Origin of the sequence: Chitinophaga sp. H8, from assembly GCF_040567655.1 — a bacterium.
In the GTDB taxonomy this organism is placed as follows: domain Bacteria; phylum Bacteroidota; class Bacteroidia; order Chitinophagales; family Chitinophagaceae; genus Chitinophaga; species Chitinophaga defluvii.
In genome coordinates, this window is sequence record NZ_JBEXAC010000002.1 from 1,643,803 (window position 1) to 1,669,245 (window position 25,443).

At 44.3% G+C, this 25,443-nt stretch carries 22 protein-coding genes; 14 read left to right on the forward strand and 8 right to left on the reverse strand.

Annotated elements, in window-relative coordinates; translation table 11 throughout:
- Positions 1-210 precede the first annotated feature (210 nt).
- From purD to ABR189_RS20630, 10 genes are all read left to right on the forward strand, one after another.
- Positions 211-1,488: a phosphoribosylamine--glycine ligase gene (gene purD / locus ABR189_RS20585; protein WP_354662361.1), complete on the forward strand. Its 1,278-nt coding sequence runs from the start codon at positions 211-213 to the stop codon at positions 1,486-1,488.
- Positions 1,489-1,809: 321 nt separating this feature from the next.
- Positions 1,810-2,814: a rod shape-determining protein gene (locus tag ABR189_RS20590; protein ID WP_435575332.1), complete on the forward strand. Its 1,005-nt coding sequence runs from the start codon at positions 1,810-1,812 to the stop codon at positions 2,812-2,814.
- Between the two features lie 123 nt (positions 2,815-2,937).
- Positions 2,938-3,825 carry a rod shape-determining protein MreC gene (gene mreC / locus ABR189_RS20595; RefSeq protein WP_354662362.1) on the forward strand — a complete coding sequence of 296 codons (888 nt, stop codon included), beginning with the start codon at positions 2,938-2,940 and terminating at the stop codon, positions 3,823-3,825.
- Positions 3,822-4,331, forward strand: coding sequence for a rod shape-determining protein MreD (mreD, locus tag ABR189_RS20600; RefSeq protein WP_354662363.1), 510 nt, complete (start codon positions 3,822-3,824; stop codon positions 4,329-4,331). Before mreC ends, mreD begins: the two co-directional genes overlap by 4 nt.
- Positions 4,332-4,462: 131 nt before the next feature.
- Complete coding sequence (gene mrdA, locus ABR189_RS20605) at positions 4,463-6,418, forward strand: penicillin-binding protein 2 (RefSeq protein WP_354662364.1); 1,956 nt, start codon at positions 4,463-4,465, stop codon at positions 6,416-6,418.
- Between the two features lie 51 nt (positions 6,419-6,469).
- Positions 6,470-8,389, forward strand: a complete 1,920-nt coding sequence (gene mrdA, locus ABR189_RS20610) for a penicillin-binding protein 2 (RefSeq protein WP_354662365.1) — start codon at positions 6,470-6,472, stop codon at positions 8,387-8,389.
- A 23-nt stretch (positions 8,390-8,412) separates the two neighbouring features.
- Positions 8,413-9,699 (forward strand): rod shape-determining protein RodA, encoded by a 1,287-nt coding sequence (rodA, locus tag ABR189_RS20615; protein WP_354662366.1) that lies wholly within the window; start codon positions 8,413-8,415, stop codon positions 9,697-9,699.
- A gap of 125 nt (positions 9,700-9,824) precedes the next feature.
- The gene (locus ABR189_RS20620) at positions 9,825-10,571 is read left to right on the forward strand and encodes an MBL fold metallo-hydrolase (protein ID WP_354662367.1); all 747 of its coding nucleotides are present in this window, start codon (positions 9,825-9,827) and stop codon (positions 10,569-10,571) included.
- A 68-nt stretch (positions 10,572-10,639) separates the two neighbouring features.
- Positions 10,640-11,485, forward strand: coding sequence for an AraC family transcriptional regulator (locus ABR189_RS20625; RefSeq protein WP_354662368.1), 846 nt, complete (start codon positions 10,640-10,642; stop codon positions 11,483-11,485).
- Positions 11,486-11,605: 120 nt separating this feature from the next.
- A complete protein-coding gene (locus ABR189_RS20630) occupies positions 11,606-11,950 on the forward strand; it encodes a nuclear transport factor 2 family protein (protein ID WP_354662369.1) in 345 nt (114 codons plus the stop codon).
- A gap of 66 nt (positions 11,951-12,016) precedes the next feature.
- Here ABR189_RS20630 and ABR189_RS20635 read toward each other — a convergent pair whose 3' ends face one another.
- From ABR189_RS20635 to ABR189_RS20670, 8 genes are all read right to left on the reverse strand, one after another.
- Positions 12,017-12,502: a hypothetical protein gene (locus ABR189_RS20635; protein ID WP_354662370.1), complete on the reverse strand. Its 486-nt coding sequence runs from the start codon at positions 12,500-12,502 to the stop codon at positions 12,017-12,019.
- A gap of 3 nt (positions 12,503-12,505) precedes the next feature.
- Entirely contained in the window at positions 12,506-13,126 is a 621-nt protein-coding gene (locus ABR189_RS20640; RefSeq protein ID WP_354662371.1) for a hypothetical protein, read from the reverse strand.
- Between the two features lie 117 nt (positions 13,127-13,243).
- Positions 13,244-13,795: an RNA polymerase sigma factor gene (locus ABR189_RS20645; protein ID WP_354662372.1), complete on the reverse strand. Its 552-nt coding sequence runs from the start codon at positions 13,793-13,795 to the stop codon at positions 13,244-13,246.
- A 146-nt stretch (positions 13,796-13,941) separates the two neighbouring features.
- Complete coding sequence (locus ABR189_RS20650; RefSeq protein WP_354662373.1) at positions 13,942-14,901, reverse strand: transketolase family protein; 960 nt, start codon at positions 14,899-14,901, stop codon at positions 13,942-13,944.
- A gap of 119 nt (positions 14,902-15,020) precedes the next feature.
- Complete coding sequence (galE, locus tag ABR189_RS20655) at positions 15,021-16,049, reverse strand: UDP-glucose 4-epimerase GalE (protein WP_354662374.1); 1,029 nt, start codon at positions 16,047-16,049, stop codon at positions 15,021-15,023.
- A 162-nt stretch (positions 16,050-16,211) separates the two neighbouring features.
- Complete coding sequence (gene rfbA / locus ABR189_RS20660) at positions 16,212-17,069, reverse strand: glucose-1-phosphate thymidylyltransferase RfbA (RefSeq protein ID WP_354662375.1); 858 nt, start codon at positions 17,067-17,069, stop codon at positions 16,212-16,214.
- A gap of 232 nt (positions 17,070-17,301) precedes the next feature.
- Entirely contained in the window at positions 17,302-18,309 is a 1,008-nt protein-coding gene (locus ABR189_RS20665; protein ID WP_354662376.1) for an inorganic phosphate transporter, read from the reverse strand.
- Positions 18,310-18,357: 48 nt separating this feature from the next.
- Entirely contained in the window at positions 18,358-19,008 is a 651-nt protein-coding gene (locus ABR189_RS20670; RefSeq protein ID WP_354662377.1) for a DUF47 domain-containing protein, read from the reverse strand.
- A 249-nt stretch (positions 19,009-19,257) separates the two neighbouring features.
- Between ABR189_RS20670 and ABR189_RS20675 the strand changes: the two genes are divergently transcribed.
- From ABR189_RS20675 to ABR189_RS20690, 4 genes are all read left to right on the forward strand, one after another.
- Positions 19,258-20,088 (forward strand): UDP-2,3-diacylglucosamine diphosphatase, encoded by an 831-nt coding sequence (locus tag ABR189_RS20675; protein WP_354662378.1) that lies wholly within the window; start codon positions 19,258-19,260, stop codon positions 20,086-20,088.
- Positions 20,089-20,322: 234 nt separating this feature from the next.
- The gene (locus ABR189_RS20680; RefSeq protein ID WP_354662379.1) at positions 20,323-20,730 is read left to right on the forward strand and encodes a hypothetical protein; all 408 of its coding nucleotides are present in this window, start codon (positions 20,323-20,325) and stop codon (positions 20,728-20,730) included.
- A gap of 179 nt (positions 20,731-20,909) precedes the next feature.
- Positions 20,910-23,687: a TonB-dependent receptor gene (locus ABR189_RS20685; protein ID WP_354662380.1), complete on the forward strand. Its 2,778-nt coding sequence runs from the start codon at positions 20,910-20,912 to the stop codon at positions 23,685-23,687.
- 99 nt (positions 23,688-23,786) lie between these two features.
- Positions 23,787-25,232, forward strand: coding sequence for a beta-helix domain-containing protein (locus tag ABR189_RS20690; protein WP_354662381.1), 1,446 nt, complete (start codon positions 23,787-23,789; stop codon positions 25,230-25,232).
- Positions 25,233-25,443: the final 211 nt, after the last annotated feature.

Here is a 25,443-nt window from a genome sequence, read left to right on the forward strand (position 1 = left end):
TGGCCTTTCTTTGCAAAAAAAATGGAAAAGTAGATGGCCTGGCCAGTGCCTGCCATAACAGATAAAAGCCCCCGGTTAACAACACAATAGCAAGAGCGAAAGACAAAAGGGAGGAGGGCTACCTGATGACAGATCCAGGATTTTCAGCAGCCAGGTATACAGCGTTTATCGCTGATAACCATTGCCGTAGATTTTTGCATATAACTCATTATGAACATATTATTACTAGGAGGCGGTGGCCGGGAGCACGCCCTCGCGCTCAAAATTTCGCAAAGTGTACATTGCTCGCAATTATTTATTGCACCCGGAAATGCCGGTACTGCACAACACGGCCATAACGTAAATATTGCCGTGGATGACTTCGATCAGCTGAAAACCTTTTGTATCAATAATGCGATAGAAATGGTGGTGCCAGGGCCGGAAGATCCGCTGGTAAAAGGTATTTATGACTTTTTTGAACAGGATCCCGCCATCAGCCATATTCCTGTTCTAGGCCCCTCTAAGGTGGGGGCACAGCTGGAAGGTAGTAAAGCTTTTGCTAAACTGTTTATGCAAAGGCATAATATCCCTACCGCTGCCTACCGCGAATTCAGCGAAGCTAATTACGAGGAAGGGGTGGCCTATCTGCAGCAACATGCACTGCCGGTGGTGATCAAAGCAGACGGACTGGCAGCGGGTAAAGGGGTGGTGATCCCTACTACCCGGGAAGAAGCACTGGCAGAGTTTGCCCAGATGATCAAAGATGCCAAGTTCGGAGATGCCAGCAAAAAAGTAGTGATAGAGGAATTCCTGACCGGTATTGAAATGTCTGTATTTGTTATTACGGACGGACAGCATTATAAAATCCTCCCTGCTGCCAAAGACTACAAACGGATAGGAGAAGGGGATACCGGCCTGAATACAGGTGGTATGGGGGCCATTTCTCCTGTACCCTTTGCTGATAAAGTATTTATGGACAAAGTGGAAAACCAGGTGATCCGCCCTACAGTAGCAGGATTGGCTGCCGAAGGTATTGTGTATAAGGGCTTTATCTTCTTTGGACTCATCAAGGTAAATGAAGCCCCTTTTGTAATTGAATACAACTGCCGCATGGGCGATCCGGAAACCGAGGTAGTTATACCCCGTCTGCAGAACGACCTTGTAGAACTGCTACAGGCTACTGCTGCCGGAAAGCTGGATACACAGACCGTGGTAGAAGACCCCCGTGCAGCCGCTACCGTTATGCTGGTGGCTGGTGGGTATCCCGAAGCCTATGAAAAAGGTAAGGCAATTACCGGTATACCAGCACCTACAAAAGATCAGATCGTGTTTCACGCGGGTACAAAACAAAGTGGGGAACAGGTGCTCACCAACGGTGGCAGAGTCCTGGCCATCACTTCTCTGGCTACCGATCTGTCAATTGCACTGGCGCACTCCAAACAAACAGCCGAAACGCTGTCGTTTGAAGGGAAATATTACCGCCGGGATATCGGTTATGAGTTTTTATAATGGTGCGGAATAGGATGGGGCCGGCAGGCATATGATTTTATACCTGCCACCCGTTGCTTTACGGTGATAATGAAAAGGTTGTGAAACGCAATGAAAGGTACATTTTTTGAAGAGCAGAACAATTTAAAACGGTTAATTCCGTTCTAGCCTCTTGGGTGTTTATGGGAGTACTGACAATGCCTTTTATACAACAAATAACTTTTTTTAATATTTAGCCGTATTATTGCAGGAACATCCAATTTTTGCATCGTATATTCGTTGGAATTATTCATTTTTGCATTCTAATTTTTCACCGTATCAATAATGGGATTTTTTAACTTTTTGACGCAGGAAATAGCTATTGACTTAGGTACAGCTAATACGCTAATTATACATAATGATCAGGTGGTGGTGGATGAGCCTTCCATTGTAGCCATTGAGAGGGCTAGCGGTAAAATTGTGGCCGTAGGTAAGAAGGCCATGATGATGCACGAAAAAACACACGAATATCTTCGAACTATACGCCCCCTGAAAGATGGTGTTATTGCAGACTTTAATGCTGCAGAAGGCATGCTCAGGGAACTGATAAAAATGGTATACCCTAAAAAACCACTGTTTGCTCCCAGCTGGCGTATGGTGATCTGTATCCCTTCCAGCATTACGGAAGTGGAAAAGAGAGCGGTACGCGACTCGGCAGAACAGGCCGGCGCCAAGGAAGTATACCTGCTGCATGAGCCGATGGCGGCCGCACTGGGTATTGGTATTGATGTGGAAGAGCCAGTGGGTAATATGATTATCGATATCGGAGGTGGTACCACCGGTATTTCAGTAATAGCTTTGGCCGGTATCGTTTGCGACCAGAGTATCCGTATTGCGGGAGATGAATTTACCGCCGATATCATGGAAGCACTGCGTCGCTACCATAGCTTGCTGATAGGTGAAAGAACTGCTGAACAAATTAAGATACATATCGGATCTGCTCTGAAAGAACTGGATAACCCACCAGATGACATCCCGGTAAACGGTCGTGACCTGGTAACCGGTATCCCCAAGCAGATCATGGTATCTTACCAGGAAATTGCAGAAGCACTGGATAAATCCATTTTTAAAATTGAAGAGGCTATTCTGAAGGCGTTGGAAACCACTCCTCCGGAATTGGCATCAGATATCTACAGGAGAGGTTTGTATCTGACCGGTGGTGGTGCATTGCTCCGTGGGCTGGATAAACGTTTAACCCAAAAAATTAAACTGCCCGTTCATGTAGCAGATGATCCGCTGCGCGCCGTAGTAAGAGGTACCGGCATTGCACTTAAGCATGTTGGTAAATACCCTTTCCTGATGCAATAGTGAAGTATTCAGGGAATGTAAAGATCCGGAGCGCTGAAATAGCAGCCGCTATACCCGGTACTCCCGATCTTTACCTTCCGGAATACCGTTAATCTCTAAATCACAAAACAGAGCAATCAGCGTGTGCGTAATCTAATCATATTCTTAAGGCGATATTTCAACTTCTTCTTATTTCTGCTGCTGGAAGTGATTTGTATTGTCCTGGTATTTCGTAATAATAATTTTCAACGAACTGCCTACCTCAATTCTGCCAACGATATCAGCGGTAAAATGTATGACCGCTATAATAACATACAATACTACTTTCATTTAAAGGCTACCAACGACAGCCTCGTTAATGAAAATACCCGCCTGCATAATATGCTCCGCTCCAGCTACGACAGTATGCTTACTGCCAACGGCATAAAAGTAGACACCGTACGTATTTACAGTGATGATACCCTGCACCGTATTATAGGTACCCAGCTCCGCCGTTATGAGTACCGGGAGGCCAAAGTAATCAATAACTCCGTTAATAAACCTGTGAACTATATTACCATTCACCGGGGCAGCCTCCAGGGGATCCGTACCAATATGGGGGTTATCAGTCCAAGTGGCGTGGTAGGTGTGGTAAGAAGTGTAAGTGATAACTATGCAGTGGTCATTTCCCTGTTATCCAAATCATCTACCATGGGTATCAGTGCCCGGCTGGGCAACAGCAAGGAAATGGGTACCGTACACTGGGATGGGGAAAGCCCCGGCTATGCCATTCTGAAAGATGTGCCCAAAAGTGCCAGGGTATTCAAAGGAGATACCGTGATCACCAGCGGCTACTCCGGCCTGTTCCCGGAAAATATCCCCATCGGTTATGTAGATACTTTTACCGTAGGCGATAAATCAAGCACGGCATATACCATCCGTATAAGATTGGCAACCAATTTTAACAACGTACAATACGTATATGTGATAGATAATTTGTTGAAGGAAGAACAACAAAGATTGGAGGACTCTACCTACAGGCTGATCAAATGAGTATACTGTTAAGAAATATCATCCGTTTTATACTCCTGCTCCTGTTGCAGGTATTTGTGCTGAACAAAATATTGGTTCACCAGTTGGTAAACCCGTATCTGTATATGTTATTCATACTGGCATTGCCTTTCAACCTTCCCCGGCCGGCACTCATGCTGCTGGGGCTGCTCATGGGCCTGTCACTGGATACGTTTATGAATACCATGGGAATGCATGCTGCTGCCTGTGTGCTGGTAGCTTACCTGCGCCCCTTTATCATCAATATCCTGTCACCCCAGGGAGGGTTTGAAACCACCCAAAAAACACCTTCCATGACCAGTATGGGGGTTTCCCAATTCCTTATTTATGCTGCTATTCTGGTATTTTTACACCATACAGTTTATTTCCTGCTCGAAGTGTTTGGCTTTGGCAATCCACTGTATCTGTTGCTAAAAGTACTGCTATCCACCGCTGCCAGCTTGTTTCTGATAGTACTGTATGAACTGTTGTTCTATTCTAAAAAATAATAGTTCCCTAAGCTATTATTGACAGGAATGACAGAAAAGACAAGGTGAAGCACCCGGTGGGCAAAGGAATATGGTATGTATCTCAAATAAAAGGTGGTACAGATTATAAATTTTTATAGTACTTTAGATAAATGTCCGTTTATAATCAGCCCAGAAGAAGAGTAATACAGATGATCATGATTGGTATGATACTGCTGATCGTGGCCAGATTGTTTGTATTGCAGGTAGTGGAAAAAAAGTATGCTAAACTGGCGGATGCGAATGCAGTGTCCCGCAAAGTGGTGTATCCCAGCCGCGGAATTATCTTCGACCGTAAAGGTAAAAGCATCCTGGGAAATGACGCCATGTACGACCTGGTAGTAATACCTGCCAACGCTAAAAACATTGATACCGCCTATCTCTGCCAGATCCTCAATATTGATAAGGAAGAATATAAAAAACGGATGTTGACCGCCATTTTAAAAAATGGACGGGTAAGACAATCTGTTTTTGCGCCATTACTGCCACCGGAAGTATTTGGCCGGCTGCAGGAAAGTATGTACCTGTTTCAGCCCGGTTTTGAACTGGTACAGCGACAGATCCGCTCTTATCCTTATGCTGCTGCGGCCAGTATCCTGGGGTATATTGGAGAAATATCCCCGCAATTACTGGATAATGAGGCTTATAAGGCTTATCAGATGGGGGATTACCTGGGCCTGACAGGTCTGGAAAAAACATATGAAAATGTACTGATGGGTCAACGCGGTATCCAATACCTGGTAAAGGACAACCTGAACCGCCCCCAGGGCCCCTATGAAAACGGGGAGTTTGACAGCGCCGCTGTGGCGGGTAAAAACCTTCGCTTATCACTGGATATTGAATTGCAGGTACTGGGAGAAAATCTCATGAAAAATAAAATAGGCAGCATAGTGGCTATTGACCCCACCACCGGTGGAATCCTGGCCATGGTAAGCAGCCCTACTTTTGATCCCAACCTGCTCACCGGCTCTTATCGTAGTGCTAATTTCAGCAGATTATACCAGGATACTACCAAGCCATTGTTCAACAGGGCTTTACAGGCCCGTTACCCGCCAGGATCTACCTTTAAGCCGATGATTGCGCTGGTGGCCCTGGATGAAGGGGTGATCACACCCAGCTACGGTTATCCGTGCGGGGGAGCTTATTATGGCTGTAGCCGCCCCATCAGGTGTACACACAGTGGTGGTGGCCACGCAGCCAACCTCCGGCTGGCCCTGGCTAATTCCTGTAACTCCTATTTCTCGCACGTATACCGCCTGAGCGTAGATGCGCAGAAGTTTGGTGGTATCAAAATAGGAGGTATGCAGAAATGGGCCGATTATATGCATGCCTTCGGATTTGGACATCGCATCGGCGTGGATGTGCCCGGCGAAAACGGGGGCCTCATACCAGATTCCGCTTTTTATAACCGCCGCTATAAAGGCAGCTGGAACTCCTGTACGTCTGTGTTCCTGGGTATAGGACAGGGGGAAGTATTGCTCACCCCATTGCAGATGGCGAATGCGATGTGTATAGTGGCCAACAAAGGATATTACTACATACCGCACTTTGTAAGAAGTATTGATAACGATGATACCGACCTGCTGGCTAAATACAAGGAAAAACACGTGGTGGCACATATCTCTGATTCTGCCTACCAGACTGTAATCAACGGGATGACAGATGTAATTGAAAGAGGTACCGGCCGTAAGGCTGCTATTGAAGGCGTACGGGTGGGTGGTAAAACCGGTACTGCTGAAAATAAAGCGATCATCAATGGTGTGCTGACTGCTCAAAAAGACCACTCTATGTTTGTGGCATTTGCACCTGCAGATAACCCTAAAATTGCTATTGCGGTAGTAGTGGAAAATGCCGGCTTCGGGGCTACATATGCGGCGCCCATCGCCAGCTTAATGATGGAAAAATACCTGAAGGATAGTATTCCTGCTAAGCGTAACCCGGTTGTTAAATTCCTCCTGGAAGCTAACACCATACCACCTGCCATGCAGCAAAAATCAAAACTGGACTCCCTGAACCGCAAAGCTGCGGCTACCCTCAAAAACGGGGCTGGAGGCAGAACATTCAGATAATTTTTACAACAATGATCTTATAATACTGACCTTGCAATTCTTAAGTACAAAATGTCTGTTTTTAATCAGCCCAGGAAACGTGTAATTCAGATCATCATGATTGGTATGTTGTTACTGATCACCGGGAGACTGATCTATTTACAGGTAGTGGAAACCAAGTATGCCCGGATGGCGGATGCCAATGCGGTACTGCGTAAAGTAGTATATCCTGGCAGAGGCATTATTTATGACCGGCATGGAAAAAGTATATTAGGAAACGATGCATTGTATGATCTAGTAGTTACACCTTCCAATGTCAGAAAGATAGACACGGCACGTTTGTGCAGCATCCTGCAGATAGATAAACCAGCTTTCCTCAGGCGGATGAATGATGCGATATTGAAAAACGGCCGGGTAAGGCCATCCGTTTTTGTATCGTTATTACCGCCCGATGTATTTGGCCGCCTCCAGGAAAATATGTACCTGTTTCAGCCCGGCTTTGAGCTGGTACAACGTCAGATCCGTACTTATCCCTACGCTACTGCTGCAGGTATCCTGGGGTATATCGGGGAAATATCCCCTAAGCTGTTGGATAACCCTGCTTATAAAGATTATCAGATGGGGGATTACCTGGGAATGACCGGCCTGGAAAAAACATATGAAAGGGTACTCATGGGGCAGCGCGGGATCAAATACCTGGTGAAGGATAACCTCAACCGCACACAGGGGCCTTATGAAAACGGAGAATTTGACAGTGTGGCGGTGGCAGGTAAAAACCTGCACCTTTCTATGGATGTTACGCTACAACAACTGGGCGAAAAACTGATGGGCAATAAAATTGGCAGTATTGTGGCCATTGATCCTAAAACAGGTGGTATCCTGAGCATGGTGAGCAGCCCAACCTATGACCCCAATTTATTGACCGGCCCCTACCGGAGTGCTAATTTCGGCAGGTTATATCTGGATACTACAAAACCATTTTTTAACCGGGCTACCCAGGCAATGTATCCGCCAGGATCTACTTTCAAACCTATGATTGCATTGGTGGCACTGGATGAAAAAGTGATTACCCCTGCTTTTGGATATGCCTGTGGTGGTGCCTATTTTGGTTGTGCCCGTAAGCTGGACTGTACACACCATAATGCCGGACATGCCGCTAATCTGCGTACGGCGCTGGCTAATTCCTGTAATGCCTATTTTTCGCATGTATACCGTATATGCGTGGATGCCCAGCAATTTGGCGGAATTAAAAAAGGGGGAATGCGGAAATGGTCGGATTATATGTATAGCTTTGGATTCGGACACCGGCTGGATATTGATATTCCGGGTGAATATCCCGGATTATTGCCTACACCCGAATACTATGATAAACGGTATAAAGGCAGCTGGAACTCCTGTACTTCGGTATTTTTGGGCATAGGTCAGGGAGAATTGCTGCTCACCCCGTTACAAATGGCGAATGCCATGTGTATTATCGCCAATAAAGGATATTATTATACACCACATTTTGTTGAGCGTATTGATAATGATACCAGCAACATATTGGCCAGATACAAGGAAAAACATGAGGTGGTGAACATCTCCGACTCTTCTTATAATGAAGTGATCCGGGGTATGGTAGACGTGGTAAACAGCGGTGGTGGAAAGCGTGGGCAGATAGAAGGAGTATTGGTAGGAGGAAAGACCGGTACTGCAGAAAATTATGCTATCATCAACGGGGTACATACCAAACAGCCGAACCATTCGTTATTTGTGGCATTTGCACCGGCAGACAGTCCGCGTATAGCCATCGCGGTCATCGTGGAAAACTCCGGTGCCGGCAATACATATGCGGCGCCGATTGCATCGCTGATGATAGAAAAATACCTGAAAGACAGCATCCCGGCGCAAAGGCAGGCACTGTTACAACGCATGACGGAAACCACCACCATTCCTCCGGCCATGCGCATAAAATCAAAACTGGATTCCTTAAACAGGAAACAAATTATATAACTAACAACTTTGAAATTGGGTACATGAACAATTCAAACGCCAAACTGACACAAGGGATTGACTGGCCGATAGTAGGGTTATACATGGCATTGGTGATAATAGGGCTGCTGTCTATTTTTGCTGCGGAATACCGGGATGGAGATAATGTTTGGCAAAACATTATCCACCTCGAAAAAAACTATGCGCGGCAATTAATGTGGCTGGGGGTGTCTGCGGTATTGGCTACAGGTATCTGGCTTACAGACAGTAAGTTCTTTACTGCTACGGCCAATCTTGTGTACGCTTTGGGGATCTTGTTATTGTTGCTCGTACTGGCAGTGGGTACTGGCGTGAAAGGGTCCCATTCCTGGTTAGGCGTAGGTATGTTCCGTTTCCAGCCGGCAGAGCTTACCAAGATATGTGCTAACCTGGCGCTGGCCAAATACTTGTCTTCTACGGAAACCAATTTTACCAAACTGCGGTCCAGGCTGATTGCAGCGGCTATCGCACTGGTGCCGGCTGCGATCATCATTTTGCAAAATGAAACAGGGCTGGCATTGGTATACTTCTCCTTTTTCCTGGTGATGTACCGGGAAGGGCTACCCGGCGTTTTACTTGTGATCGCTTTTTCTGGTATTGTGCTCGTATTATCTGCTCTGCTGGTAGATAAATATATCCTCCTGGGTATCTTTACAGTAATAGCCCTGCTGGTGATTTATTTCAGCCGCAGGGAAATAAAAAGGCGAAAGTCCCGCTTATTGCTCATCGTAGGTATATGGGCATTTTGTGCGGCGTTTGTCGTGTTTATTGTGCCCTACGCGTTTACCAAAGTCCTGAAAGACTATCAGGTGAAACGTATTGAAGTGATGCTGGGTAAGGAAAATGATCCCAAAGCTACTTACAATACCCGCCAGAGTATGATCGCTATCGGTTCGGGCGGATTCTGGGGCAAAGGATACCTTAAAGGCACACAAACCCGTTATGATTTTGTACCTGAACAAAGTACAGACTTCATTTTCTGTACCATCGGCGAAGACTTTGGATTCTTTGGTGCCATGGTATTCCTGGGCATCTATGTAGCCTTACTATTCCGGATCATTCATGTGGCGGAACGACAGCGGTCTACCTTCACCCGTGTATACGCTTATGGAGTAGCCAGTATTATTTTCTTCCACCTGGCCATTAATATTGCCATGACGATCGGATTGGCGCCGGTAATCGGTATCCCCCTGCCTTTGGTGAGTTATGGGGGCTCCTCCCTCATGGGCTTTACCATCCTTATTTTTATTATGCTCCGGCTGGATGCCGACAGGCAAATGGTTTTGAGATAAGAGCTTCTAGCTGTTAGCTTAATGCAGCGGATATGTGGAACAATCAATTCACACTCCATTTTAAGTGCCCGCTGCATTAAGCCAACAGCTAATAGCTAATAGCTAAAACAACCTATCTTTGCAAAATGGCGCGTATTATTCCATTGTCAGAAGGTTCATTTACGGTAGATGCTACCAAGAAATTTATTCCATTCAAAGAAGGGACAGACACTATGCAGGCGCGTAGTGTGGGATCATTGCTTGTAGAAATACAACCCTTTCTGGTAATTACAGACCAGGATTATATATTGTTTGATACCGGCCTGGGATTCCGTAATCCCGATGGGGTACTGCAAATCCATCAGCACCTCATTGATAATGGGATTAATCCCATGGAGGTTACCAAAGTACTGATGAGTCATCTGCATAAAGACCATTCAGGTGGGGTTTCTGCTATAGACCCCGTTACAGGGGAAAGGGCACTGAGTTTTCCGCATGCTACCTATTACGTGAATAACGAAGAAATGGCTTATGCTATGGAGCATGCAGGTAAATCTTATCATGCAGAAGATATTATTTTACTCCAGGAACGTGATAATGTAATCTTCACTACCGGCAACGGTACTATTGATGGCTATATCCATTATGAGCTGACCGGCGGGCATTGCCCTTATCATCAGGTATTCCTGGTAGATGATGGTGATGATAAAATATTCTTTGGAGGAGATGTGGCACCACAGATCTCACAAATGAAAAGCCGCTTTGTGGCCAAATACGATTATGATGGCAAACGGAGTATGGAATTAAGACAGGAATTCCTGGAACGCGGTAAAAAGGAAAACTGGACATTCCTGTATTACCATGATACCAAAGAACCTTTCGGTAAATTTTAATACAGGCAACGGCCTGCCCGGATATAGCGTTGCTGCTGTATCCACCTATGCTACAATGACTGTTTACCATGTACACGTTATATAACAACTTTGTTATTACCGGTCAGTATTTCCTGAAAAAGTGGACGCATCAGCAACACGACTGGGCAGCATTCAGTGAATACAGACAAAAAGCGAATCATGAGCTGTATGTACCCCAAACGGTGCTCAACCTCGTGGTACAGGGACAGAAAAGAATGTATGATGGCAACCAGGTGCATAGCCTGCAGGCAGGGGATGTATTCCTGATCCCCGGCGATTCCCTTATTTGTTCAGAGATTTTATGGCAAAAAAATAACTTCCGGAGCATCAACCTGGTGCTGCCGGATGATGCATTGGCCAGCTATTTACCGCTTAATACCCACCTGGTACTTCCCAAAAAAGCAGTGGTATTGAAAGCAGATGAGCACTGGCACCATTTTGCTCAAAGCCTGCTCCGGTGTTTTACCGGTCCGGATATAGGATTACCGGCCAGGGAGGTGGTGCTAAACCAGGCACTGACACTTATCGGAAAACAGCCGCATGGGAAGGCGCTCCTGCAAATGTTGGCCTATAATACCCGCCAGGTGTTGCCCTCCGTAGTACAAACGCTTGGTACAGCAGTAACGGCCTGGCAGGAACTGGATGAAATTGCCCGGAAAACTTATCTCAGTAAGGCCACTTTAAAACGCCGCTTTAAAACAGTGTATCATACCAGTCCGATGAACTGGATCTGGCAGAAACGCCTGGAGCTGGCCTGCTTCCTCTTGCGTACCTCCGGACAGCCTATTGCCACGGTAGCCTATACTGCCGGCTTTGAAAATGTCCCGCACTTTTACAGGATGTTTAAAAATAATTATGGCGTTACGCCTGCTCAGTGGAGAATGACCGCATAAGTTTCCGTAGCACTGGCGTTGGCATACTCCCCTGAAATGGTACCGCACTGATTATTTTGACCCTTTCAGCAAATAACAAGGGTTGGCTATCCCGTAATTTGCTTCCCAAAACAAGTACCAATGACCCACTTTGCACAAGAATGGCTGAATGCCTGGAACAGACATGATATGGAAGCTATCATGGCACATTATGCGGAGGATATTATATTCTATTCGCCTATTATTCAAAAGATCAATAACGACCCAAAGGGCTGCATACATGGAAAAACTGCTTTGCAGGCATATTTCAGCAAAGCATTGGTAGCTTATCCCGAACTGCATTTTGAATTATATCACATCCTGGAAGGGATCAACTCAGTAGTACTTTATTATAAAAGTGTGGGCAACCGCCTGAGTACAGAAATGATGGTACTGGATGAAACCGGAAAAGTAAAAGAGGTCAGGGCACATTACAAGCAGCTGTAAACAGGTACTATATAAAAAAAGTGCCCGGTTTCCCGGACACTTTTTTTATATAGTACAACTAAACGCTTATGGCCTGTTCCTTTTAAAATCTTTGATGCGGTTGTGTTGCCTTTCTCTTAACTGGTTGATCATCATGCTCCTGAATTCCTTTTCCCCTTTAAACACATTCCCCGCTTTCTTTGGTGGCAATACCTTCATAAATTCCCGGGAATACCGGGTTTTAATATCCAGCATCTTCTTTTCGTAGTTCAGTTCCTTATCAATAGCTTCCCGGGCAGCTTTATCGTCATTTTTGATGTTTTCCCTGTTTTCCTTTGCTTTTAGCCTGCGATCAGCAATCAATAGCTCTACCTCATGGGAATAGTTGTTATAGACAGGCCAGAACTTCTCTGCTTCTTCCGTCGTAAGATCCAGTTTCTTCGCCAGGTAAGCCACCTGTAATGATTTGATCTTTTCTTTCGCGCTCTGTTCAGTATTCTCCTGAGCAATACCTGTTAAGGTACTGCTGAATAATATGCCTATCAATATCCAAATAAAGTATAAATGTTTCATGTATTATTCGTTAGATGGAACTTCACTTGACAAATCGCTGTTCTCTAAATACTGCTCTATTGCTGCTGTTGGCAATGCGTCTACCGTAGCTTGTTCCTGTTGCATGGTAGCCTGCTGCGCAACATTCACAAATATGGGATCATTATCCTCTTCGTATGTCTGCAGGTAATCCATCATCGCCTGATCACTGATAGCAGCCAGCTGTGCTTCCACATTGCTGCCAGTGCTGTTATTATTCACAAACAGTAAGGTGCTGACAGATACGCAGGCAGTAATACCGGCTGCTACGGCCCATTTCCAGTAGGTTTTACGGGATGGCATCCGGACTACCTTTGCACCGCCCCGATCTGGAATAGCAGACAGTACCTTTTCAGGTAAAGTGGCAAAATAACCAGTAGGAACACTGTAGGGATTTTGTTTGGGTACCTGAGCCAGTAACGGAGCTGCTTCATCCAGCTCCTGCTGCACGGAAGACTGTTCCAGTGTTCTTATTTGCTGCATAATATGGCTCGGTAATTGCTCAAAGTATCCTACAGGCACCTGGTAGCCTGGCGTTTCGGCAGGCCAGTTTTCACCTGGCACAATCTGCTGCAACTCATCTGCTATGTCCTTACGCTTTTTCATGATACACTACCTTAGACCGTAATCAGCTATAATAGTTTAATGGTTTGCTAATGTTTATTAATTAATAGTAGGATTTTTTAAATTGTATTATATATTATTATATGTGTTAGTTCGTTATTATGTGCTTTTTATGAACTCTTCAATCTTTTTTACGGCATGATGATAAGATGCTTTTAAAGCGCCTTCCGAAGTGTCCAGTACCCGGCTCATTTCTTCATAAGGCATTTCATCATAGTACCGGAGGTTAAATACGATACGTTGTTTTTCGGGCAAAGTGAGGATGGCTCTTTGTAATTTCCATTCCAGCTTATTGGCATCGAACTGGCTATCCGCCTTTAATTTATTCTCCAATCCTGTTTCTACATCCGATAAAGATACCGTTTGCTTGCGCTTCTGCTGCTCCAGAAACGAAAGGCATTCATTGGTTGCAATCTTATATAGCCAGGTATACAGCTGCGCATCTTCCCGGAACCCCTGTAGGTTCTTCCACACCTTAATAAACACATTCTGCAATACATCGTTTGCATCCTCATGCTCTACCACCAGACGGCGGATATGCCAATACAACCGTTCCTGGTACTTCTGGATAATGAGTGTAAATCCTTTTTCCCGGGTAGCCGGCTGCTGGTAAATAGCCAATAAATCCTTGTCATCCTGTGAAACGGCCATAGGTTAAATGGTTATACGCCGGGTTTTATTTGCCGGTAACTACGGTCCGTCACTTTAATAACGGGTACGTTACCACTCAAATTAAATAAAAAAACCCATCATATGATGGGTTTTTTATGAAAAGGTTTAATTAACGCAGGAGTGTCTTATTTTTTCCTTGACATGGCTTTTTCTGCCGCAGCTACGATATGAGCTGCGTCCAGGCCATACTTGGTAAGCAGTTCCAATGGCTTGCCACTTTCTCCAAAAGTATCATTAGTGCCTACATACTCAATAGGAATTGGATGATTGCGGGAAGCAACCTGCGCAATGCTGTCTCCCAAACCGCCCAGCACATTATGCTCTTCTGCGGTCACTGCACAGCCCGTTTTTGTAATGGAACGGATCACAGCAGCTTCATCCAGCGGCTTGATAGTATGGATATTGATGATTTCTACACTATACCCTTTTTCTTCCAGGATGCGGCCTGCTTCAATAGCTATCCAAACCAGGTGGCCACACGCAAAAATGGAGATATCATTGCCTTCATTCAATACCTGTGCTTTACCGATCTCAAATTTTTGATTCTCCGGTGTAAAGTTCGGCCACTTTGGACGACCAAAACGGAGATATACCGGGCCCTCATGATCCGCAATGGCCATGGTAGCCGCTTTTGTTTGGTTGAAGTCGCATGGTACAATCACTGTCATACCTGGCAACATCTTCATTAAACCAATATCTTCCAGTATCTGGTGCGTGGCACCATCTTCCCCCAGGGTTAACCCTGCATGGGAAGCACATATTTTAACATTCTTGCCGGAATAGGCTACTGATTGACGTATCTGATCATATACCCTGCCGGTTGAAAAATTGGCAAAAGTAGTAGTGTAAGGAATTTTGCCACCAATGGTCAAACCTGCTGCAATACCTATCATATTGGCTTCTGCAATACCGCATTGTACAAAACGGTCAGGAAACTCCTTAATAAAGGCATTCAGCTTCATAGAACCCAGCAAATCGGCAGTCAGAGCCACCACATTAGGGTTTTTACGGCCCGCTTCCAGTATCCCTTCTCCAAACCCTGCACGGGTTTCTTTTTCATTTAATACTTGAATATCTTTTACCATGAGGTGCTTTAATTAAAGCGTAAAAATAATAATTATCAATTACGAATGCACGAATTGTTGATCTCAAATGAATAATGCAGCCTGTGCTGGCTGGCACACTTCATTATTTCCTCATTTACTTAGTTGCTCAGTACCTTGTCACGTAAGGATACTTCCCACTGCCAGGCCGTACGCATCATATCTTCAATGCCTATTTTCGGCTCCCAGCCCAGTTTTTCCCTCGCATGGCTGTTATTAGCATAAATTTCAATAACATCCCCTTCCCGGCCCGGTGCCAGCACATATTTCAGTTTTAAGCCAGAGATTTTTTCGAATGCCTTGATCGCTTCCAGTACGGTGACACCATTACCTGTACCCAGGTTGAAGATCTCACAGTTACTGTCATTGCGCTGCTCAATCAGGTACTGTAAGGCTTTGGTATGCGCATTGGCGATATCTGTTACATGAATATAATCCCTTACACAGGAACCATCCCGGGTATCAAAATCATGCCCATACACACTCATCTTGGGTATTTTACCGATCGCAGTTTGCGTGATCACCGGTACCAGGTTGTCTGGTTTCCCTAATGGTAATTCCCCTATCAGGGCGGAAGGATGTGCGCCTACCGGGTTAAAATACCGCAAAATGATAGACTGGGTATCGTTTACCTTGCTATAATCCTCTATGATCTGTTCTCCCATCTGTTTGGTGCGGGCATAAGGGGATTGCGCTTCTCCAAGTGGAGTCGATTCCACTACAGGCAAAGCTTTGGTATTGCCATACACAGAGCAGGAAGAAGAGAATACCATATTGGGTATATTAAACTCCTTCACACATTTTAATACATTGATGAGGGAGGATAGATTGTTTTGAAAATACAGCAGTGGCTCTGCTACGGATTCCGGAACCGTCTTTAATGCAGCAAAATGAATAACTCCGATAATATCTCTGTTTTCATGAAATACGGCATGCGTATCTTCCTGATTGCAAAGATCCACCTTATAATTACGGATCTTTTTGCCGGTAATGCGCTCTACGCCTTCCAATAATTGTGTAGTGCTCCGGATATTACTATCCACGGAAACCACATCAAACCCATGATTGATTAGATCTACAATTGTATGGGAACCAATGTAACCACAACCGCCGGTAACAAGAACCTTCATGATACTAGATTTACGATTTTAGATTTACGAATTATTGTCCACTGAGTGCAGCCTGCAAATGATATACTTGCAGACCAGCGTATTGATTTTAGCCTGTTGGCTTAGCTTTGGCATAGCTTCAGCATGGCTTCGGATACAGCCGGATGCCGCTTAGCGGCCAGGTCACTGAATATTTATCAGGTACTCACCATAGCCACTCTTCAGCAATGGTTTTGCCAGCTCCTGCAGTTGTGCAGCTGTAATAAATCCTTTGCGGAATGCAATCTCTTCAATACAAGCCACTTTAATGCCCTGCCGCTGCTCTATTACCTGTACAAACTGGGATGCCTGCATCAGCGAATCAAAAGTGCCCGTATCCAGCCAGGCAGTTCCACGCGGCAAGATAGATACTTTTAATTTCCCGCGACGAAGGTATTCCCTGTTCACATCCGTAATCTCATACTCCCCCCTGGCACTGGGTTGCAAATTTTTAGCAATGGCCACTACCTCATTGTCGTAAAAATACAAGCCAGGTACAGCATATTTCGATTTGGGGTGCTGTGGCTTCTCCTCAATAGATACGGCCTGCATATCTTTATTAAACTCCACAACGCCATACCGCTCAGGATCAGACACCTGATAAGCATACACGATGCCGCCATCAGGGGTCGTATTATTGGCCAGCTGGGTGCCTAAACCGGCTCCATAAAAGATGTTATCCCCTAAAACAAGGGCTACAGGATCATTGCCTATAAATTCAGCACCAATTACAAATGCCTGCGCCAGCCCGTTAGGTACTGCCTGCTCAGCATAACTTAATTGAAGCCCCAGTTGTTCTCCGGTGCCAAACAGCCGCTTAAAAGCAGGAAGATCATGCGGAGTGGAAATGATCAGTATCTCTTTTATGCCTGCCAGCATAAGTGTGGATAAAGGATAGTAGATCATCGGTTTGTCATAAACAGGCATGATCTGTTTACTGATGGCATATGTTATGGGGTGCAACCTGGTGCCGGAACCGCCGGCTAAAATAATTCCTTTCATTCAAGCTGATTTAAGTCACTGTAGGTTTGAACTACCTTATTGCCAAAAAATATGATGGTTGATCACTGGCTACTATCAATACATCATACAAAAATAGGTGCTCTGGGCCACATGCCATATTTTTTTGTTTTAAAAATCTTAAAACTTAAGCCCGTTTATATAGAAAAACTATAAAAAAAGCCTCTCCTGTGTTCCGGGAGAGGCTTTTTAAGTGAAATCAATCACTTTATAATTATTTGATAAAGAGATTTACAACAAAGTAAACAGCAGCTGCTAGTAAAGCACTGATAGGGATGGTAAGGATCCACGCCCATAAAAGGCTTACAGTTACTCCCCAGCGCACGGCTGACAAACGTTTAGTGGCTCCTACCCCAATGATCGCACCCGTGATCGTGTGAGTGGTACTAACTGGAATACCCAGCGTTTCGGTCAGGAAAAGGGTAATAGCACCGGCACCTTCGGCGGCTACCCCTTCCAGCGGGGTTACCTTGGTAATACGGGTACCCATCGTTTTTACAATTTTCCAGCCCCCGCTCATCGTTCCTAATGCAATGGCACAAAAACAGGAAAAGGGTACCCAATCCGGCACATCCGTAATCTTCTCTATTGAACCATGTGCCACCAGGGCTGCGGCAATAATACCCATCACTTTCTGGGCATCATTACTCCCGTGGCCAAGGCTCAGCGCGGCAGAGGATACCAGCTGTAAACGCTTAAACCAGTTCTCTGCCCGGAACGGATTCGCTTTTTTACAGATGTTTATAATAAATACGGTAAGGACAAAGGCGACGACCATCCCTATCAGCGGAGCTAGTATGATAAAATAGATAGTAGGTAATACTTTGGAAAAATTTATCACGTCAAATGATCCTCCCGCGCCAGTAACGGCCGCTCCGATAAAACCACCTATCAAAGTATGGGAAGAACTGGATGGAATACCATACCACCAGGTGAACAGATTCCATATAATGGCAGCTACCAGCCCGCTAAAGATCACCTTTAGGGTAATAAACTGCTCAAATACTGATTTGGCAATCGTATTACCTACTTTAAATTCACCAATGACATGCTTGGCAAGGAAAAATGCTGCAAAGTTGAACACCGCAGCCCATAATACCGCCTGAAAAGGAGTCAGTACCTTGGTGGAAACAATCGTGGCAATGGAATTGGCCGCGTCATGAAACCCGTTAATATAATCGAAAATAAATGCCAGTATAATGATGATTACCAGAAATGTCATGTTTCACGAAGTTATGCATGGAGAACAACTCCTACACCTGAACAGGTGTTAAGAGTACTTAATAATGATGGTTTCTATAACATTGGCACAATCTTCACATTTGTCCGTTGCAATTTCCAGTGCCTGGTATATTTCACGCATCTTAATGAGTTCTGCAGCATTTGTTTCCGTGTCAAACAGGTCGGCAATAGCCATATCATAAATATCATCAGCATGGTTCTCCAAACTGTTGATCTTTACGCAGGCATCCGTAATAACACGCATATTATGCATGTTACGCAACTCAGGAATAGCTTTATGCAGTTCCAGTACACCCAAATGAATCAATTCCGCCAGCTTACGGATGCTCTCATTGATAGTATGTACTTTATAGATATCGATCCTTTTGGCAGAACCGTGGATGTAATCTGCCACATCATCCAGCGTGGAAGCCAGATAGTGAATGTCCTCCCGGTCAAAAGGAGTGATAAAATTCTGACCCAGCTCTACAAATATACGGTGGGTATAATCATCGTTTTTGTGCTCCAGCCGTTCTATCAGGTGGATTTTATCTTTACGGGTGGAGGGATCATTGGTAGTCACTACTTCTATCAATACTTCGGACATTTCTACCAGATTAGCCGCTACGTCCTCAAACAAAGAATAAAAAACCCGGTCTTTCGGCAAGAATAATTTAACAAAAGAGTTGAAGCCTCCCATATAGTTGCGTTTAGAAATTTGCGGCAAAAATAGCTTGCAATATCTTATAGCGCCAGGAAAAAACACGAATTAATAATTCCTTAACACTGAGTTCACATAAAAGTAATATAGCAATTTTTTCTTTGCATTGATAGTTTGATGGTCAGATACCCCCGCAAAAAAAACGGGTTTTACTACTGTCAAATGAGCGCAGATATATACATACCTATAACGCATAACCGCCTACACTGGTTCATTTAGCTAAAATTAATGTCAGATAAACGCCCATTAGATATCGCTGTTATCTCAGATGTTCACCTGGGAATTTATGGTTGTCATGCCAAAGAACTCGTTCAATACCTCGATAGTATTGACCCTAAAATACTGATACTGAACGGGGATATTATAGATATCTGGCAGTTCAGCAAACGCTATTTTCCGAAAGCCCATACCAAAGTTATCCGGCGCATCCTTAAAATGACGGGCAAAGGCACTGAAGTATACTACCTCACCGGCAACCACGACGAGGCCCTCCGCAAATATGCAGGTTTCGGACTGGGCAATTTCGTGATAGACAATAAACTGGTCCTGGAGGTAGATGGTAAAATGCACTGGTTCTTCCATGGGGACGTGTACGATATTACCATGAAAAACTCCAAATGGCTGGCCAAACTGGGTGGAAAAGGATATGATATACTGATTATCCTCAACCGGCTGGTAAATAATGTACTGGAAAAAATGGGCAGGGAAAAAATGTCTTTCTCCAAAAAAGTAAAGCACAGCGTAAAACAGGCAGTGAAATTTATATCAGACTTTGAACAGATCGTAGCGGAAATCGCCATCGATAAAAAATTTGATGTGGTGTGCTGTGGCCATATTCATCAACCTATTATTAAGGAAATGCAGGTAGGGGAACAGTCGGTGACTTATCTCAACTCAGGCGACTGGGTAGAGAGCCTCACTGCCCTCGAATATACCGGCAAACAATGGTCCCTGTATCAACACCCCGAAACCCGCGCTAAAACAACTGCTCCTGAAGAGGACGACGATGGTTTACCGGAATGGGCTGCTGCCAGAACCATTTCTTTCCCCGCGCCCTGACCGGCACTTAATGAAATATCTTACTCCGAACTATCTCCTGCCTCCTTGCCCCGACAGGCATGTTACACTTGTATTACCCCTGCGCCCTGCCTCACACACTTTTTTTAACAAAACATATGTGAATTATTTGCATGAGTAATTGGTTTAATATTTATCTTTACAAAAGCATAATATGGGCTTAATATTAAATTAAAGGTAACTGGTTATGTTTGTCAGAATATGATAGTAATATAAATGAAAGTACTTAAGCTTCACCCGTTAATGACCATCTCCCTCCTGCAAATGCAATTTCAGCGTTTGTTTTTTTGCAACGTGGCGGTATATGCGCGGCATTCTCTTGCAAATGCTTTTGATACCCTCCGGGAAGCCGGCTTCGAGGAAGAAATGCTAGTCGAATATCCTATCGATGAAACCCTTAGTCTAAGAGAATTCGAAGAAGAAGTGGAAGAGAGATTCCATTTTACACTGGAATTATGTAACAAAGACAACAAACCTTTTACGAATAAAAGCCAACACCTGTTCCAACTGATCTCTGCGGCTTCCGAACATAGTAAAAGAGAACTCCGCAATCCGCAACTCGACATCTCCCTGGACTTACTGGCCAATAACAGACAGTCGCCGCAACAAGGATACTCTTTGTAAACTTTATGCCTGTCATCACATGAAAACCTGCTCCCACCTTACTTTCCCATAATTCGTACGCACTTAGCCGTTAACGATTTTTTAATGATTCCTTAACAATTAACATTCTGGTAATGTTCGCGTAACATTGCGATAATGTGACCGCAATACTTTTGCTGCAAATAATCAACTAAAAAATCGTGAAACGCAGTATTGTTCTATTACAATTATTAGGAGTATGGGTATTGTTGGGATTGGCACAAAGCGTATATGCGCAAACTAATGGCAAAATAGTAGGTAAAGTTACTGATAAGAAAACCGGGGAAGCACTGATCGGTGTAACCGTATTGATCCAAAATGCAGGCAAAGGAACCGTAACAGATGTAGAAGGAAGATATACCTTAAATGTACCTGCAGGCACCTATGTACTGGACTTTAAATACATGGGGTATCAAACAAAATCTATTTCAGACGTTGTTATAAAAACCGGTAACCCCGTAAACCTGGATGTCATCATGGATGAACCTTCCAGCAAAGCATTACAGGAAGTAGTGATCAGAGGTTCCTTTAAACAGGAGTCTATTAATGCACTGCTTACCTTTCAGAAAAATACCAATACGGTAGCACAGGTGGTGTCTGCTGAATCCATTAAAAAATCTCCGGACAGAAATACCGGTGAAGTACTGAAACGTGTTTCGGGTGTTTCACTGCAGGAAGGAAAATACCTCGTGGTACGCGGACTGGCAGACAGATACAACCAGGCTACTTTAAATGGTGCACTGCTGGCTTCTACTGAACCTGACCGTAAATCATTCTCTTTTGATATCTTCCCCGCTGCTATCGTAGATAATATTATTATCAACAAAGCAGCCACCCCGGAAATGCCCGGCGAATTTGCCGGTGGCCTGGTACAGGTAAATACCAAAGATGTGCCGGATAAAGACTTCTTCCAGATCGCAGTGGGTAGTGGCTTCAATACCCAAACAATCAGCCACGATTTCTATAACTATAAAGGCGGAAAAACAGATTTCCTGGGCCTGGCAGATGGATCCCGGAAAATGCCATCCGACTTCCCCTCTGTAGCGGCCATCAATGCGGGTGATAAAACCCAAAATGCCCAGGCAGGACAAAAACTAAACGATATCTGGACATATAAATCTGCGCCCACCCCCATCAACAAAAGTCTCCAGCTGAGTGGTGGATTTAATAATATCGGCTCTCATACAAAAGGTCTGGGTGCCATATTTTCCCTGAACTATAATAACCAAAGCCGCTTCAGCGAAATCATACGCAGGAACTATGACGCGAGTGGTGCACCACAGTTTGATAATAATGATAAACAATATGCAACCAATATATTGTTTGGCGGACTGGCCAACTTCACCTACCGCTCCGGTAATAATAAGTTCAGCTGGAAAAACTCCTATAATATTAATAGTACCGATCAAACGACGCTCCGCGAAGGAAGGGATATCCTGAGTGATACCGAAGTCCGGAAAATCCGTAGTGAAGAACTGAGCTTTGTGTCTAACCGGTTGTTTAATTCCCAGCTGATTGGAGACCATTTCTTAAGAGGAAGCGGTATCAAAATTAAATGGAACATTAATTATGGCCTGCTGAACCAGGATGTACCGGATCTGAGAAGATTAAAGTATACCATGAATGATGATGGCCGCTATTATGCCAACATCGCTTCCAATGGTGGTAACTCCAGAAACGCCGGCCGCTTCTTTTCTACCCTGAACGAAAATGTAATCGGTGGATCATTGGATGGTACCAAATCTTTTAAACTCTGGGGACAACAACAGCAAATAAAGATCGGTGGATTATACCAGAGAAAAGACCGCAAATTCGATGCCCGCGGTATCTCTATCTCTAAAGCAGAAAATGCACCCAATGACCTGGTATACCTGCCACCTTCCGAAATCCTGAATAAAGAAAACTACGGACCGGATAAGTTCTTCCTCGTAGATCTTACCTCTAATGCGGATTCCTATAAAGCTTACGCTAACTTGGGGGCAGGATACGTACAGTTCGACAACCAGATCGGTGCAAAATTCCGCCTCGTTTGGGGGGCCCGCGTAGAAGCATATCAGCAACACCTGGAATCACGTAATCTGGTGCCTTCCAATAATGAAGCGGTTGATGTACTGCCTTCCATCAACCTCACCTATCTGCAAAGCGAAAAAGTGAATATCAGGCTTACGGCTTCACAAACAGTATCCCGCCCTGAATTCCGGGAAATATCTCCATTCACTTTCTATGATTATGAACGCGATGGGGTAGTAGCTGGTAATCCTAAACTGACCCGCACTAAAATAACCAATGCTGATTTACGCTATGAAATATATCCGCGTGCAGGAGAAGTATTTACAGTAGGATTGTTTTATAAGTTCTTTGATAAACCTATCGAATCTACTTATGAAACCGGACAAGGTTCTCCATCCTTTAATTATCAGAATGCTAAAAGTGCTACCAGCTACGGTGCAGAACTGGAGATCAGGAAGAAACTGGACTTTATCCAAAGCAAAATATTGCAGCAATTTACTGTATTCACCAACCTGGCAGTCATTAAAAGTAACGTAGCTTACCCGAAAGACTTTTTAGGACAGATAGACAGACCCATGCAGGGCCAGTCGCCTTATCTGATCAATGCCGGCCTGCAATATGATAACACCGCATCCGGTACCAGCGCTACCGCATTATTTAACGTGATCGGCAGAAGAATCAGCCAGGTAGGTAATGATAATGTACCTCCTATCTGGGAAAATCCAAGACCGCTGCTGGATTTCCAGTTGTCACAACAATTGTTTAAAAATGCAGGGCTTAAACTGAGCGTTACAGATATCCTGAACAAACGCGCTATCTATTATTGGGACCAGGACAATAGCAAAAAATATTCTTCCGGAAAGGATTTGACCATTAACCAGTTCAGCTACGGCACTAATGTGTCCATACAGTTTAATTATATGTTCTGATAAACGCAGGTAAGTTAACAATTGCTTAATGCGGCGTTCATTCAGGCTTAACATAGGTGTATTTCTTTTGTATTGAATTATCTAAATTTTATCTTAATTATGAAGCAATTCTTTTTGCCGGTTATTGCCACATTTATGGTAGGTGTTGTTGCTTGTAAAAATGACAGCAACTCAGTGCCCGAACCCGGACCGGTATCTGCGGATACTTTACGTGGCGCAATCACTTCAGATCGTACTTTAGAAGCAGGAAAGAAATATTGGATCGATGGAGCAGTATTTGTTAAAAATAATGCTACCCTGACTATTAAGGAAGGTGTTATACTAAAAGCAATTAAGAAAGGTAAAACAGCTGCTACTGCTGATATTAGTTCTTTTTTAATTATTACCAGAGGCGCAAAGATCAATGCAGTTGGTACAAAGGATAAACCCATTGTTTTCACTTCTGCTGAGCCAAAAGGTAGCCGTGCACATGGCGACTGGGGTGGTGTAATGCTCCTGGGTAAAACTAAAGTTAACTCCGTTTATGATGGTAAACCCGGCCGCCAGATGGAAGGATTCCCTACCACACAAGGACAGGCATATGGTGATGATATCGTAGGTGGTGGTGACCTGGCTGATGATAACTCCGGTATATTGAAATATGTACGTATCGAGTTTGCTGGTGTACCCCTTTCAGATACTAAAAACTCTGAGCTGAACAGCCTTACCCTCATCGGTGTTGGTAAAAGCACTACTATCGAATATGTACAGTCTTCTTTCGGTGGTGATGATGCGTTCGAATGGTTTGGTGGTAATGTAAACGCCCGCTACCTGGTAGCATACCGTTGCCTGGATGATGATTTCGATACTGATAACGGCTATTCCGGTAATGTACAATTCGGATTAAGTATCAAGGATAAAGACATTTCTGACTGGGCTTTACCTGGTGAGTCAAATGGCTTTGAATCTGATAACGACGCAGAAGGATCTGCTAAAGAACCTTTCACTGCTGCTACTTTCTCTAACATCACTTTCATCGGGCCATGGGCATTTAACGGTGGTGCAAATATTGATGCTACCAAAGGTGCTGCATTCCGCTGGGGTGCCTACCTGAGAAGAAATACCCGCTTAGGTATCTTTAATACCGTATTCGCAGGTTTCCCTACCGGTATCAATATTAAAGACCAGGCTACCGGTAATGCTGCTAATACCAACGCACTGGAAATTAAAAATAGCTTTGTTGGAGTTACTCCAAAACAAAAAATTGAACAAACTGGTATCACCGGTGTAGATATCAAAGCATGGTTTATGACCCCTGCTTTTGGCAATGATACTTCTATCAACAATGTAGATGATTTCAAATTTGCTAAAATGACCGGTGATCTGAAAGATGCAGATGCCCGCCCTGTAGCAGGTTCTCCATTGATCGGAAAAGCTTCTTTTACCAGCAGCAACAGAATCAAGGATGCTTACTTTAAAGTAGTGGATTATGTAGGTGCATTTAAAGTAGGTGATGACTGGACACAGGGATGGACCAACTTTGATCCTAACAATGCTGACTATTAATAGGGAATTGCTGTTAACCTTTATGGCATAAGCATAGCCTTTCATACGCTGTTTTTTATTTTACCGCTCCGTTTTATAACGGAGCGGTTTTTTTGTGCCTGGTACCATCAAACTTAACATAGGCGTAACGGTGAGTTAATATTGCCTGCTTATTTTTGATTATCTGCGAATAAAAGTGTCAACCTATTGCGAACAGGAGTCCTTTTAGCCG